This is a genomic window from Echinicola rosea (assembly GCF_005281475.1).
GTDB classification, from domain to species: Bacteria; Bacteroidota; Bacteroidia; order Cytophagales; family Cyclobacteriaceae; genus Echinicola; species Echinicola rosea.
On the sequence record NZ_CP040106.1, the window covers coordinates 3,622,602 to 3,636,682 of the forward strand.

A 14,081-nucleotide genomic window follows, 5' to 3' on the forward strand; every position below is an offset into this window, starting at 1 on the left:
TTATGACGAAGTTCAATTATGTGTTTTTGCTTGCTGCCCTTTTATTGGTGGCAGCCTGCTCCAATGAAGTGAAGGAAGAGGCCGTTTTTGATGGTGAAGTGATCATCAGTGGAAAGCTCAAAAATACACCAGAAGGTGTGTTGATCCTTTCAAGGTACACTGATAATAGCGTGGAGCCCATCGATACCTTGTCCTTACAGGATAATGGCAAGTTTGAATACAACCTTAGCCTCGAAGGGCCGACCTTTTATGAACTTGATCTTTTTGGGGTAAAGCAGGTAAGGTTGGCGCTTTATAATGAGGATGTGACGGTAAATTATGATTTTGATGATGAAGAAAGCCTCGCTGTATCCGGTTCTTTTGACACCGAGCAGGTCAGTAAAGTGGATCAACTGGCCGATGATTATCAAGAGCAGATCAACCAATTAAACAGTGATTATTACGAAGCACTTTCAGCGAAGGACGAAGCGGCCGTAAAAAGCATCCAAGAGAAAGCATTGACCTTGGAATCAGACCATTCGGCAAAGGTTAAAAGTACTATTGATGGAATGAATGGAAGTTTTGCGGCATTGGCAGCAGTGGGAATGCTTAATCCCAGAAATGACTTTTCCTATATCGATAGCCTAGTGACGGAACTTGATCAGAAATATCCCGAGACCAAAATGATCGTAGCGTTGAAGCAGCAGCTTGATGAAATGAGAGCACTCAGCATTGGACAGCCAGCTCCTGAGATAACACTTCCCAATCCAGAGGGAGAGGAAGTAAAGCTATCCGATTTTAAAGGAAAATACGTCTTAATAGACTTTTGGGCGGCCTGGTGTAAGCCTTGCCGGGAGGAAAATCCCAATGTGGTCCGTTTGTACAATGAGTACAATGCCGAAGGGTTCGAAGTATTCGGAGTGTCTTTGGATAGAAGCAAAGATGCCTGGGTGAAGGCCATCGAAGAGGATAATCTTACCTGGACCCACGTATCGGATTTAAAATACTTCAATTCTGAAGCGGCAGCAACCTATAAAATTAATGCTATACCTGCTACCTACATGATTGATCCTGAGGGTAAAATAATAGCAAAGGACTTAAGAGGGCCGGCGTTGGAAAATAAATTAAAGGAAATTTTCGAATAGTGGAATGCTTTTTGTTTAAAAGCACTAGCTGGAATTTTAAATAACCATCGTACTTAATTATTAATCTATCTAACATGAAAAAAAGTAGTTTTAAATCACCACTAAGCAGGTTAGTCACCCTAGTTCTTTTTGGGTTGTTAGCCATGGGTGCTTGTAAGAGTAAGAAGAAAGTAGTAGAGGCTGCTCCAGAACCAGCACCAGTGGAAGAGCCAGCGCCTGCTCCCGCTCCCGATCCAGAGCCCACAGCCGAAGAAGTAGCTGTAGGTAAGTTGGAGGGATATTTCTCCAACATCGCGACTGCCAGTAGCGTACAAAGTGCGAATAGCTCTATTCAAGAAGCTTTGAGTATGTTTTCGAATCAAAACACACCCGTTTTGATCGTTATTCATGAAGAAAATGGTATCAAGGATTATGATGAGCCAACGACCATCGCCAAATACCTCAATTACCTAAAGGATACCAAGAAGAACCTAAATTTCATCAGTGATGTGAGATTGGATGGAAGTGGAAAAATCACGGAACTGGAACTTCGTCGTAGATAAAATAAGGAACAAAGAATAAAATAACCATGAAAAAACATATTCAAGCATTCATTTTACTGTTTTTTGCGACGGGTCTAATCGCCACGGCGCAATCTGATAACATCAGCCCTCAGAGGAAGCAGGCCATTGATTCATTGGCACTGGAAAAGGTAAAAGACCTTAGTAAATATATCAGCATCATCGGGAGTAAGGAAACCCAATTCTCTGAAGCAAACAGGGTAATGGACCGTGCAGAAGAACTCTTTGCACCAGGATCTGAAATGGGCGTTTCTTCCTTGAGCTCTCAGGATGTAGCGTATTATCCAGTAAGAAGATATTTTGAGCGTCTGATGGCCCTTAACTATGATAATGTGACCATTAGCTGGTATGATATCCACTATATCTCTGATCTGGAAAGACAACCTGACGGCCGATACGTAGGCGTGGTGACGATTTATCAGCGATTTGAGGGTACTTCTGTAGAAACAGGCCTAAATTATAAAGATACCACCAAGAAAGACATCACTATTTATGTAGAGAAAAAACAAACTCAGGTAGCCGGAAGAACTATCGAGTTTTGGGATGTGATGCTGGGTGATATTAGAGTGACTGAAACTTCCGCATGAAGAAATTAAGCTTATTAGCAATTATCATAATTTCATCCATACAATTTGTCTCGGGGCAGGGCTTAGGCGGCCCCGGGCAAATTAAGGATGACGGCAGATTCGCTGCCTCTACCAAACAACTAAACCAATTCTTTCGACGATTTAATGCTGAAGAAAGTGAAGACGGGATGACGCGATATCACAATGGTGATGAGTTGTACCATAATCGCGACCTCAGAATAAAATACGTCAACTTACTTTTTGATAATGAGACTGCCAATATAACCAAAAGTCTCAAACAGGAATTTATAGACTATGTTACTGCTGAAAATTACCCGCAATACCTGAATTTTCACCGAGAAGACTGGTTTGCCGAAGTGTCTTCTGTGTTTACCTTTAAAGGTAAAAGGACCAATGTGACATTGTTTATGGAAATTCAGCAGGAAGGGCTTGGTTTTGAGTGGGTCATTAAGAAAGTAGCTTTTGATGGATTCAAACCTTATTTTGATAAAAAAGAGGGCAAGGAAAAACCTTTCCTTCATCCACTGAGCCATGAACTGGGTTTTATGAACCTCCGAAAGGCCCTTCAGGAAAATGATACCCCAGAATCATACACATCAGATGATTATAAACCCGACTATCTAACGCTTTTCCTTTACGAGATCAAGAGTGGCAATATGAAATTTGAAACGGTAAATGGAGTGAAATTTCATTTTTTCCAAATTGGAAATTGGTATTTTGAAGTTTCTCAGTTTAACCGTCCAGGATTCAATACCGGTTGGCTTATTAGTAACCTTGCTAAGGTGGTCAATGAAGAAGAAAAAGAGGCTATTTTAAATTATATCTATGATCAGAAGTAGGCTATATATCGTCTTATTGGGATTGGTGCTTTTGCCAAGAATGGTGTCCGCCCAAGATATGGGAGATTACTCCAAGCAGGAAGTGAAGGATTTCTCCCAGAAAGTAGAAGACCAGATCCAGTTTCTGGAGTATTTTCTCAATACTGTAGGAAGCGCCGAAACATCGGCGAGGGACAAGGATGTGATCATTACGGAAAGCTACAAGAAGATTTTCAGGGATGGCAAGGTTCAGGTAGAAGATGACCTGCTGCTAGACCGCCAAGTGATCACCAATAAGGATGTGCCTGCTTACTTAAAAGACGTAGAATTTTTCTTCAAAGATGCCAGTTTTAAGTTTAAAGTAAGGGATGTAAAGCCCTTTCTCAGGGACAATGACGAGTTGTCCTTTTTGGTATCCATGGATAGAACCCTTAAAGCCATCGGTTTGGACGATGAGGAGATTGAAAATACCAAGCCCCGTTTCGTGGAAGTCAATCTGGATCCACAATCCAGTGAATTGAAAATAGCGAGTATTTATACCACCAAGTTGAGCCGTGATGAGGAATTGACAGAGTGGTGGAGCAATATTTCCTTGGAGTGGGAAACCTATTTTAGGGAGAAATTCAACCTCATAGAGGATTCCATTACGATGGAACATCTAAACCGAATAAGTGCCATAGACAGCTTGGACTTGTCAGACAATAAGCTCATTCAAGACCTGAAGCCTTTGGCATCACTAAGAGACCTTAAGTACATCGATATCAGCAATACGATGATTCGTGAGCTGGGACCGATTAGTAATGTGACATATTTAGCCTATTTGGATGTTTCCAATACGCCTACGGCAGATATCCAATTTGTGAAATATTCCGATAATTTACAGTACCTGAATATTTCCAATACGCTCATCGAGAATATTGATGACCTTACTTCATTGGCAAACCTTAAGGTGTTGATAGCTGAAAACACCCCTCTGATGAGCTTTGCGGGCTTGAATTCGTTTAATGGACTAGAAGAGCTTAATCTGGAAAAAAGTGGTCTCAATAACGTAGAAAATATCAATCAGCTAACAAACCTAAAGCGATTGAATATAAGTGGAAATTACCTGATCAATTTTGAGTTTCTAGCAGACCTTAAAAATCTCGAAGAGATTAACCTGTCAAGAACAAATATTGGAAGTTTGGATCCATTGAGAGACCTTGAGCACCTGGCCGTCGTAAGAATCAATGAAACTTCTGTGAACAATCTTACGCCGTTGGAGCAAAAGAAGAGCCTAATGACGGTATATGCTGATAGGACAGAGATAGCGGAGGAACAAGCAAATGCCTTTGCAGTAAGTAATCGAAAAGTTTTATTGATCCATAATGTCGAAAACTTACAAACATGGTGGACAACATTGCCAGAAGGATGGGAGGAAGTCCTGAGAAAGTATATCCCGGGCAAAAGTGGCAGCATGCCGTCAGTGGAAGAAATCAGTAGAATCGTAGGAGTGGACTCCTTGGACCTTTCAGGCAGTGACATCACTAACCTGCGACCTGTAATTAAATTTAAAAAGCTGATTTCTCTAAAGTTTGATGACACCAAAATCCATGAGCTAAGTCCTGTCAGGGAGCTGCAGACGCTAAAACAGCTTTCTGCCAATTATGCACCGATTGCCAATTTGGAGGATGTAGGTGCTGTAGTGGGCTTGGAAAAAATTTCCCTAAAGGAAACTTTGGTGTCGAGCATAGAACCGTTGCAAAAACTCCACAGTCTGGAATACCTTGATGTGGATGGTACAGAGGTGCCCAAATGGGAGGTGCAGACATTGCTGCAAGTGGTGCCCAATGCCAATATTATTTTCAGATCTGAGGAGCTCAAAGGTTGGTGGAACAGCTTGGATGGTGATTGGCAAACGCTCTTTGTAGAAGAGTTCAATATTTCTACCGAACCAAACTCCCGTGAACTGCACAAGCTTACCTCCAGCAGGGAACTGAAAATTCAGCGAAAGAGTATTCAGAATTTGAGACCTCTGGTGGATTTTATCAATTTACAGACCTTGCAAATCCATGATGTACCATTAAGAGATATTACGGACCTGTCCAGTTTTGAATTGATTAAAAATCTAAGCATAACCCAAGCTCCAATCACTACTGTGGAGCCATTGGCAGGTTTGAAAACCCTAAAACATCTTAACCTTTCCAATACTGGTGTGGAAGACCTTCGACCCTTGGAAGGGTTGACGAATTTGGAAACATTGATTTTGTCAGGGACTAGCGTAAGGAGATTAAGAGGACTGGATACTTTGCATAAGCTCGAAGAGCTGGATATAGCCAGTACTGATGTTCGCAGCATAAGGGATATAGAAGACCTTCGCGGACTCAAAAAGCTAAGCTGCTTTAATACACGAATCAACAGCAGGCAGATCGATAGATTTAAAGAGTCCAATCCTGAGTGTGAAGTGAGGTACTATTAACCTGAGCTCGACTCAATTTTAGTACTAAAAGCGTCACATTAGGAACCCTTTAAGGAGGATGTGGGTTGGAAAAGGGTGTGGCAACTCGCCGCGGCGAGCTGCTACGGCTTCCACCCGCTCAGGCCTACCTCTAAGCCTCACAGTGACGATTTTATAATCGAACTGAGGTTATTAGGATTATATCCATAATCAAAATATAAAATAGCCGTAACAAGATTTCTTGTTACGGCTTTGTTTTTTTTAAAGATGACCCAAATATTTTTAGGTTCAGTAGGTTTATATAATCTTGCAAGAAAAGGATTGATCAAATGCTTTACTGGAATCAATTCACCCTATGAGGAGCCATTGACACCGGATTTGAAAATTTCTACGAAAGTTCCAAACGAAACGAAATGTGTAGAACAGATATTAAAGCTGCTTGAGGATAGGAACTTTATTTAAAAAAACCGGAAAAGCGCTCTGTCGATTCCGGTCTTGACTATGGTTATGGTGGTCGATTACATGTGTTCATCCTTATTGTTTCCCTAGTTTCGCATTTGAATTGCGACCTGCTGAGAAAAGCATTTGTAATGCCTCCATGCTGTGAGACCCCAGAAATATAGCTTGATCCGTAAGTAGCTGCTTATTAAAATGTCTTGGTAGTCCACGTAGGCACAGGTTTTCGCCCATTGAATTTACAATCACAAAATGGTGGATTTTTTCATTCTTATTTTTTCTAACCGGCTTTAGTATTTGGAATCGCAATATTTGTTGAGCAGGGCATAGATAAGCGAAAACATTAGCGGGTTTAATTCATTCCTAGTGTTTTGGCAGGAGCATCTTTTACGCATCTGAAGCCTACATTGGAGGAGCCGCTGTCATAAGCATGACCTTGACGGGCACTGGGCCTGTAGTTGATGCAGTAGTTGTCAGAGCATAAGTATGAGCCACCTTTTATGACCCTTTCTTTTGCGTAAGGATTGGTAGGATTGTAGCATTGGTTCATATTGGCATCCAGTTTAGGGGCATTTCCAGTAAGCCGCTGGAATTTGATCGCGTCAAACCAGTCATCGGTCAGTTCCCATACATTACCGATGATGTCATAAAGTCCATAGTCGTTTGCAGGAAAATTCTTTACCGGTGCGGTGCCCATAAAGCCATCCTTTCCTTGATTTCCATTTGGGAATCGACCTTGAAAAGTATTGGCCATAAACTTGCCCTGTGGTCTTAGCTCATCACCCCAGGAATACCTTTTTTCAGTCAAGCCTCCTCTGGCAGCAAATTCCCATTCTGCTTCAGTCGGCAACCTCTTACCAGCCCACTCTGCATAAGCCAAGGCGTCGTCGTAGGCGATATGAACTACGGGGTGATCCATTCTGCCTTGAAGGTCTGATCCTGGACCCTCTGGATGTTTCCAGCTGGCGCCAGGTGTCCATTTCCACCAATTGGAGATATCCCTCGTATCCACGGGTTGGGAAGGAGCCACGAAGACCAATGACCCTGCTTGGAGCAGGGATTCATCTGGCTTGGGAGTGTTGGGTGGTAGTTGTTTTTTCATTTCCTCCCAATCAGGCTTCTTCTCAGCGATGGTCACATAACCTGTTTCGTCGACAAACTGTTTAAATTCAGCATTGGTCACTTCTGTTTCATCCATATAGAATCCATTTACATGGCGCTTGACAGCCGGCCTTTCCACGGGATAGGCTTCTTTTTCATCGGTTCCCATCATGAAGTCTCCTCCAGGGATCCACACCATACCTTCTTGCTCGGATTTACCTTGATGAGTAGCTTGTTCTACTGGCTTGGAATTATTTTCAGAAGTGGCCTCTGCTGTACTTTTTCCTTCACTACAGGCCCAAAGCAATCCGGCTGTTACAGCTAGGAGCAAAGTGCCGCTAAAGGATTTTCTATAGATAGGTATATTCATAATGGTTAGTTTTATCGCTAAGTAACTAGTTTAGGTTTAGTGGACAAGTTATGTGCTTGATTTTTAAATGAAAAGTAGATCGTGTAAAGATTGCACCAAAATAGGCAATTATTTGCAGTTTGATGCCGTTTTGCGCTTATGAGTGGCTTATTGGTGACAAAAATCGTCAACGAATGATAAGTTAGGTGACAGGCAAAGGCTAAAGAAATAACTTGTTAAAGAGTGACGGTTCATGGATTTTTAATCCTACTTTCATACAGCTCGATGAAATGATCAACGCTAATCTTCTTTACCAGTTTGCCAATAAGCTCAAAGGGAATAGCATCCGGCTTTTTAAACCTAATGCAGCTTTTTCCCATGTCCAATTTGTGCTTGCTGTATTTGGGAAATTCGTTAATAAACCATTTCATGACCTGATCGTCTGCATAAATACCACAATGGTAAAGTGCGATAAAGTTTTTTTGATTGGCAATGGACATAAAGGGAAGCGGTAACCTAGGATCACAATGATATCCTCTGGGGTAAATGGAGTGAGGCACGACATAACCGATCATTCCATAGCTCATGGTTTCCTCAAATCCTCTTGGAAGATTATTGAGGAGGGTTTTCCTGAGTGTAGAAAGTGCATTTCTGCGATCATTGGGAACCTTTGAGAGGTAATCGTCTGGATCTTTAGCTTCTATTTTCATGGCGAACTGCATCTGCTAAGTTTTAGGAAAAGGCTGGGTGATGCGTTGCCTCACCAATTCCTTGACTGATTCTCCTAGCAGTACTACGGAAGAAATCACCAATAAAAGGTAATTTAGGATGATGGTCAAGTTAAAAGGAAGGGCTTTGATGCAATAGATGGTAACGGCAATAAATATCAAGGCGCTAAACCCACCTCCAGCGATCCCCAGCTGAGGCGATTTAAAATGGGCTAATAGTAGGACAGCAGTGATAATGGCTGGAACAGACCAAGACAGCTTCCCTGAAAACACCAAATAAGTCGCTTCTTCACCAAAAACAGCATAACCGCAAACGGCAATCCAAAAAGCTGCCATACCAATTCTGAGGGCCATTTGGCTTATTTTTTCGATTTGAAGTAGTTGATTGACCATAGCTGTTGATTTTTACCTTGGGTTATGTGTTGAGTTTATGATATAAACAGAATAATTGGTTACTATGGTTAAGCTATGAAATATTGGGAAATAAAAAAAGCGACCTGAAGAAACAGGTCGCTTTCTATTTTCCGCTGGGGAGTATTTTATGCATCACTGGTATTGTCGTGAAGCTTCCCTAATTCTTGGTCAATGGTCCATAGTCCAATGCCTTCTTCACCAATAATGTCAAACAGCTCCAGTGCTCTACGAGCAAGTGTTTCCTCTTCACGTTGTTCGGTCACGTACCATTGCATAAAGCTGAAAGTGGCAAAATCCTTCACCCCAAAACAATGATCCACAATGATGTTTATGGATTTTGTCACTTGAATTTCATGCTCCAAGGTGAGTTGGAAAATTTCCTTAAGGGAATTGAAATGATGCTTTATGCCGGTAATTTCTGGCTGTACCGCTAAACCACCTGCTTCATTGATGTAATGGAAAAGCTTCAACATATGTTGTCTTTCTTCTTCCGCATGTTCGTAAAGCAATTTGGCGGCATTGTTATAGCCCATCATATCACACCAAGATGCCATGCTCAGGTAGGAAGCAGATGATTTGCCTTCCATTTCAATCTGCTTGTTCAACATCTTTTCTGTATCGTGTAGTAACGAACGTTGTAGCGTTACGATTTCTTTTTCTTTCGTCTTCATAATCACCTTTTTTTAAGTTCTTGTACAAACATAACCAAATATTTAGAGGATAGTTCATTGTTTTATAACTGTTTGCAGAATTTAGAATTGGTATAATTAAAATTCTAAAGAATTAAATTTGGTTAATGTTAATTTGAATTAAATATAAATAAAATCTGTAAATGTACTATGTGCTGAAATGAAGGGTGTTGACACGGTTTATTGGTTGATTTATCAGGTTAAAAATTCCTTCAATGCCTTACTTTCATCATTTTTTTTTAAAATTGTCGTATGAAAATAGTTGCAATGATTCCAGCACGCTACGGTGCTACACGTTTTCCAGGTAAGCTGACATCAGACTTGTGTGGTAAGCCCGTTATCGTCAGAACGTACCTAAGTACTGTGGCCACAGGATTATTTGATAAGGTGATTGTGGTGACTGATCACGAGCAGATTGCCAAACAAATAGAACAGGAAGGTGGAACGGTTTTTTTCAGTCAGAAAGCACATGAGAGTGGATCGGATCGTATAGCTGAAGCAGTAGCGGATGTAGAAGCCGATGTGGTGGTGAATGTACAGGGAGATGAGCCCTTTCAAGATAAGGAATCATTGTCTGGATTGGTAAAAGCGTTCGAAGATAAATCAGTAAAGGTAGCCTCCCTAATGCGAAAAATTGAAGATGATGTAGATGTCATCAATCCCAATTCGGTCAAGGTAGTGGTGGACAAGCAAAATTTTGCCCTTTATTTTAGTCGCAGCCCCATTCCTTTTGTCAGGGATAAGTACCAACCGAATTATTATAGACATATCGGTGTATATGCTTATACCAAACAGCTTCTGCTGGCCTATACTAATTGGGAAAAGACCATGCTGGAAAAGGCAGAGATGCTTGAACAGCTACGATTATTGGAAAATGGTATTCGCATTAAGATGGTAGAGACTACACATGAGGCCGTTGCCATAGATACCAAATTGGACTTGGATAGGGCCATTGCATTCTACCAGCGTTATTCCCAATAGCTCCTTGTAGATGCAGTTATGCAACGGCCTTTAGGCCAATGATAGAACCTATTAGCAACATCAGAAATCCTATTCTAAGCCAATTAGAGGGCTCTTGGAAAAAGAAAATCCCTACCAGAACTGTTCCTGCCGCACCAATACCGGTCCATACTGCATAGGCTGTACCCATGGGAATGGTCTTGATGGCTTGATTGAGCAGATAGAAACTTAAACTAATGCTGATGAAAAATGCTACAGACCACTTGAAATTGGTGAAGTTGTTTGCCAGTTTAAGGGATGTGGTAAAGGCGACTTCAAAAAGTCCCGCCAAAATCAATAGTAACCAAGCCATAATGATGTTTTTTACAAAGGTAGCACTAAGTGGAGGGAAGAAATTTAACATAGGTTAAAAAAATCAGGTTCTTTAAGATTTACTTTGGGTAACTGATTTGGCCTTTTGCTCTCATACAGCCTACTTTTCCCCTTTTACTGTTGCTGCTTTTTTTCTATAGGTAAAAAATGAAGCCCCAAAAAAATACCGAAATGCAGCTATTGGGCTAAAATCAACATGGTCATATCATTTCCGTCTTATCCTACTCAGGGATACTTGGCTAATCCCTAGGTATGATGCGATATGGCCTAGGGAAATTCGTTGAAGTATCTGAGGGTGCTCACAAACCAATTCATGGTAGCGTTGTGTGGCTGTTTTGATTTGCCGGTCTATCAATCGCCTTTCGGTTTTAAGAAGCTCCAATTCGATTAATTTTCGCCACCAATTGGCAATTTCAAGACTTTCCTGACAGCACTGGTCTAATTTTTCGTTTTTTATTTCCCAAAGTTGACATTTTTCCAAAGTAGTGATGCTTTCATATCCGGGGCTATTTAGGATTTTGCTGTTGTAGGAAAACAATAAGTCACCTTCAAATCCAAACCAAAACGTAACCTCTTTTCCGTCATGGTTAAGGTGGGCCTTCACACAGCCATTGATGATAAGATAGCTTGATCTTTCCGTTTTTCCTTCTTGGATGATGTTGCTATGTGGACCTAACGATACGACCCTTCCAGATTTCACGAGTTTGTCGATGGCCTGATCAGAAAGACCGTATTGTAGGGATAAAAAATCTGTTAGACCCATGTCAATTGTTCAATAAACTTAAGGTATGGACAGCCGAAAGGCCAGCGGTCTCCGTGCGTAATCGGCTCTTACCTAAGCTGACTGGAATAAAGCCTTTGGCTATGGCCTTATTAATTTCTTCAGGGGAAAAATCTCCTTCCGGGCCAATTAGAACCAGATAAGCTCCTTTCTTTTTTGCCAAATCAAATAAATGGTGGCTATGGTTTTCATCGACATAAGCGATGAACTTTTGCTGCGTTTCATCATGGTCACGTATATCCAGCAATTCCTCAAAGGAGGTAAGTGGGTTGATGATGGGGAAATGAGTTTTTATGCTTTGCTTGCATGCTGATATCATTTTTTTTTCCAGCCTGTCAGGCTTCAAAAAGCTCCGTTCTGAATTGGCTGTTTTAATAAATGTCAATTCACTGAAACCTATTTCTGTGATTTTTTCCAGCATCCATTCCATTCTGTCCGTATTTTTGGTCGGTGCGATGGCCAAGTGGATGTGATGGTCGGGCGGGGGAGTCTCTTTTTGCTCTATAATGCTTAACTCAGCTTTTCGTAGGTCGCATTTGGTGATCTTGCAGGTAAATAGGTGACCTTTGCCATCAGTCAGGGACACTTCATCCCCAATGGATTTCCTCAATACCTTCACCAAATGCTTTGATTCGTCTGGGGTGAGGGTGATGTTACCGGAATGGGGGACGTCTTTCTGATAGAATAATTGCATGAATCGGTGAGTTTTGGACAAAGATATAAAGCTTGGGAGGCCTATACCAATAAAAAAAGCGCAAATCATCTGATTTGCGCTTTTCCTAACCTTAATTAACCTTTATATAATTTAATCCTTAGAAAGTTCCATGTTTACTGGCTTACCCTTGATGGTATTCCTTTTCATGACATTGATAACATGACTGGCATCTTTAGATGGTACATCTACAAATGAGAAATTATCAAAGATGTCAATTCCACCGATTTGACGACCAGAAATGCCTGCTTCACCGGCGATAGCACCCACGATATCGTTTGGCCTGATTCGATCTTTCTTACCTAAGTTTAAGAACAGTCTGGACATGTTCGCTTCTCTTCTTCCTCGGTCTTTTCCACCTTTACGGTCTCTTGAACGGTCTCCACGGCCTTTCCTGCCACCTCTATCAAAGCGATCCCTTCCACGACCTCCTCTTTCTCCACGGTCTCTGTCTCGACCCAGATTAAGGTCAAAGTTCATGTCGGAAAGTTCTTGGATAGATTTACCCATTTGCATCTTCACCAACCCAAGAGCGATCTGATCCATGCTCAAACCACCGGCAAGCATTTGACCCAATGCTGCTTCAAAAACTTGGTTGTCTTCCTCTTTGGATAGTGTTTCGGTAACCTCTTTTCCCAATTGGTCCTTTTTCTGGTCGATCATCTCGGACACAGAAGGAGGATTCATTTTGGTCAAGGATGTTTTGATATATCTTTCCAAGTCTTTCAGCCTGAAAATGTCTTTTCTTCCAGTGATGAAAGAAATGGCCATTCCTGAACGACCCGCTCTACCTGTTCTACCGATTCGGTGAACATAATATTCTTCGTCAAGTGGAAGGTCATAATTAAATACCACTTCCACATTATCCACATCAATCCCCCTAGCTGCTACATCCGTAGCCACTAATACGGTGCAGTGACCTTTTCGGAATTTGTTCATCACCTTGTCACGCTGAGCCTGCGAAAGGTCTCCGTGTAGTGCTTCGGCCATGATTCCCCTGGCGATCAAACCTTCAGTTACCTCGTCTGTAGCCCTTTTGGTATTACAGAATACTACGCCAAGGTTAAACTGATGGATATTGATCAATCGCGTGATCAGTTCCATTTTTAATGGAGGCTTGACTTCATAATAAACCTGGGAAATGTTCTCTACGGTCAGCTCTTTCCTAAGGATTTTGACAATCTCAGGATCGGTCTGGTATTTTCTGGTCAAGTCCATGATGGGCTTGGCCATAGTGGCAGAGAAAAAGATGGTCTGACGGTCCTCAGGCATTTGGCTAAGAACCGTTTCGATGTCTTCTCGGAAGCCCATGTCGAGCATCTCATCAGCTTCATCCAGTACGATGGTCTTGACAGTATCCAACTTTAAGGTACCGCGGTTCATGTGGTCCATTATTCTTCCTGGAGTACCTACAACGATCTGAACACCTCTTTTTAGGGTTCGGATTTGTCGGTCAATTGCCTCACCACCATAAATGGCCGTACTGAAAATCCCTTTTTTGTGTTTGGCAAGTTTGGTGATTTCACCTTCTACCTGTACTGCTAGTTCCCGAGTAGGGCATAGTATTAGTGCCTGTGGATGCTTACTGCTACTGTCCACGCGATCTACAATAGGAATCCCGAATGAAGCGGTTTTTCCTGTTCCAGTTTGCGCTTGGCCTATGACATCACGGCCTTCCAGCATTAAAGGAATTGATTGAGCTTGAATTTCTGAAGGTTGGGTATAGCCCATACCTTCCACTGCCTGTAGAATTTCTTCTGAAATTCCCAGGTCTGCGAATAAAATTTCGTTTTCCATGAATTTTTCCTTACTCCTGCGCCTTGATTTTCCTTGAAATAACCCAACACTACCGAGTAAGGAACCTCATGACTCAGAAAAGTTCTTTTCTTAATTGAAATGCAAAGGTATGTGTAATTATTGGTTTATACAAATTATAATTAGGTTTTTGTGAATCAAATGGTTTGGAAGAAAAAAAATATTTGGTGGGACTGTGGTG

General features: G+C 41.6%; 15 protein-coding genes. 7 read left to right on the forward strand and 8 right to left on the reverse strand.

The features are described from left to right. Nucleotides 1–2: 2 nt before the first annotated feature. The 6 genes from FDP09_RS14440 (at nucleotide 3) to FDP09_RS14465 (ending at nucleotide 5,985) form a co-directional block, all read left to right on the forward strand. Nucleotides 3–1,124, forward strand: a complete 1,122-nt coding sequence (locus tag FDP09_RS14440) for a TlpA disulfide reductase family protein (RefSeq protein WP_137403345.1) — start codon at nucleotides 3–5, stop codon at nucleotides 1,122–1,124. Nucleotides 1,125–1,198: 74 nt separating this feature from the next. Beyond that, on the forward strand, nucleotides 1,199–1,666 hold the full coding sequence (locus FDP09_RS14445; protein WP_137403346.1) for a nucleoid-structuring protein H-NS: 468 nt from the start codon (nucleotides 1,199–1,201) through the stop codon (nucleotides 1,664–1,666). A 26-nt stretch (nucleotides 1,667–1,692) separates the two neighbouring features. Then, complete coding sequence (locus FDP09_RS14450; protein ID WP_137403347.1) at nucleotides 1,693–2,271, forward strand: hypothetical protein; 579 nt, start codon at nucleotides 1,693–1,695, stop codon at nucleotides 2,269–2,271. Further along, nucleotides 2,268–3,110, forward strand: a complete 843-nt coding sequence (locus tag FDP09_RS14455; RefSeq protein WP_137403348.1) for a hypothetical protein — start codon at nucleotides 2,268–2,270, stop codon at nucleotides 3,108–3,110. Before FDP09_RS14450 ends, FDP09_RS14455 begins: the two co-directional genes overlap by 4 nt. Next, complete coding sequence (locus tag FDP09_RS14460) at nucleotides 3,097–5,544, forward strand: leucine-rich repeat domain-containing protein (protein ID WP_137403349.1); 2,448 nt, start codon at nucleotides 3,097–3,099, stop codon at nucleotides 5,542–5,544. Before FDP09_RS14455 ends, FDP09_RS14460 begins: the two co-directional genes overlap by 14 nt. A gap of 246 nt (nucleotides 5,545–5,790) precedes the next feature. Further along, nucleotides 5,791–5,985 (forward strand): adenylyl-sulfate kinase, encoded by a 195-nt coding sequence (locus tag FDP09_RS14465; RefSeq protein WP_137403350.1) that lies wholly within the window; start codon nucleotides 5,791–5,793, stop codon nucleotides 5,983–5,985. 346 nt (nucleotides 5,986–6,331) lie between these two features. On the opposite strand, the gene FDP09_RS14470 is transcribed toward FDP09_RS14465, so the two are convergent. The 4 genes from FDP09_RS14470 to FDP09_RS14485 form a co-directional block, all read right to left on the reverse strand. Beyond that, nucleotides 6,332–7,450 (reverse strand): formylglycine-generating enzyme family protein, encoded by a 1,119-nt coding sequence (locus FDP09_RS14470; RefSeq protein ID WP_137403351.1) that lies wholly within the window; start codon nucleotides 7,448–7,450, stop codon nucleotides 6,332–6,334. 230 nt (nucleotides 7,451–7,680) lie between these two features. Continuing rightward, on the reverse strand, nucleotides 7,681–8,139 hold the full coding sequence (locus tag FDP09_RS14475; RefSeq protein WP_137403352.1) for a DUF1801 domain-containing protein: 459 nt from the start codon (nucleotides 8,137–8,139) through the stop codon (nucleotides 7,681–7,683). 15 nt (nucleotides 8,140–8,154) lie between these two features. Then, the gene (locus tag FDP09_RS14480; RefSeq protein WP_137403353.1) at nucleotides 8,155–8,550 is read right to left on the reverse strand and encodes a hypothetical protein; all 396 of its coding nucleotides are present in this window, start codon (nucleotides 8,548–8,550) and stop codon (nucleotides 8,155–8,157) included. 146 nt (nucleotides 8,551–8,696) lie between these two features. Then, nucleotides 8,697–9,242: a ferritin gene (locus tag FDP09_RS14485; RefSeq protein WP_015266841.1), complete on the reverse strand. Its 546-nt coding sequence runs from the start codon at nucleotides 9,240–9,242 to the stop codon at nucleotides 8,697–8,699. Between the two features lie 270 nt (nucleotides 9,243–9,512). Here FDP09_RS14485 and kdsB point away from each other — a divergent pair, with 270 nt between their 5' ends. Beyond that, entirely contained in the window at nucleotides 9,513–10,241 is a 729-nt protein-coding gene (gene kdsB / locus FDP09_RS14490) for a 3-deoxy-manno-octulosonate cytidylyltransferase (protein ID WP_137403354.1), read from the forward strand. A 16-nt stretch (nucleotides 10,242–10,257) separates the two neighbouring features. Here the strand turns inward: kdsB and FDP09_RS14495 are convergent, their stop codons facing one another. The 4 genes from FDP09_RS14495 to FDP09_RS14510 all read right to left on the reverse strand — a co-directional run bounded on the left by FDP09_RS14495 (nucleotide 10,258) and on the right by FDP09_RS14510 (nucleotide 13,882). Then, nucleotides 10,258–10,572, reverse strand: a complete 315-nt coding sequence (locus FDP09_RS14495) for a DMT family transporter (protein WP_137403355.1) — start codon at nucleotides 10,570–10,572, stop codon at nucleotides 10,258–10,260. 225 nt (nucleotides 10,573–10,797) lie between these two features. After that, the gene (locus FDP09_RS14500; protein WP_137403356.1) at nucleotides 10,798–11,355 is read right to left on the reverse strand and encodes a Crp/Fnr family transcriptional regulator; all 558 of its coding nucleotides are present in this window, start codon (nucleotides 11,353–11,355) and stop codon (nucleotides 10,798–10,800) included. Between the two features lies 1 nt (nucleotide 11,356). After that, nucleotides 11,357–12,067 (reverse strand): 16S rRNA (uracil(1498)-N(3))-methyltransferase, encoded by a 711-nt coding sequence (locus FDP09_RS14505; protein ID WP_137403357.1) that lies wholly within the window; start codon nucleotides 12,065–12,067, stop codon nucleotides 11,357–11,359. Nucleotides 12,068–12,178: 111 nt separating this feature from the next. Continuing rightward, nucleotides 12,179–13,882 (reverse strand): DEAD/DEAH box helicase, encoded by a 1,704-nt coding sequence (locus tag FDP09_RS14510; protein WP_137403358.1) that lies wholly within the window; start codon nucleotides 13,880–13,882, stop codon nucleotides 12,179–12,181. Between the last annotated feature and the right edge of the window lie 199 nt (nucleotides 13,883–14,081).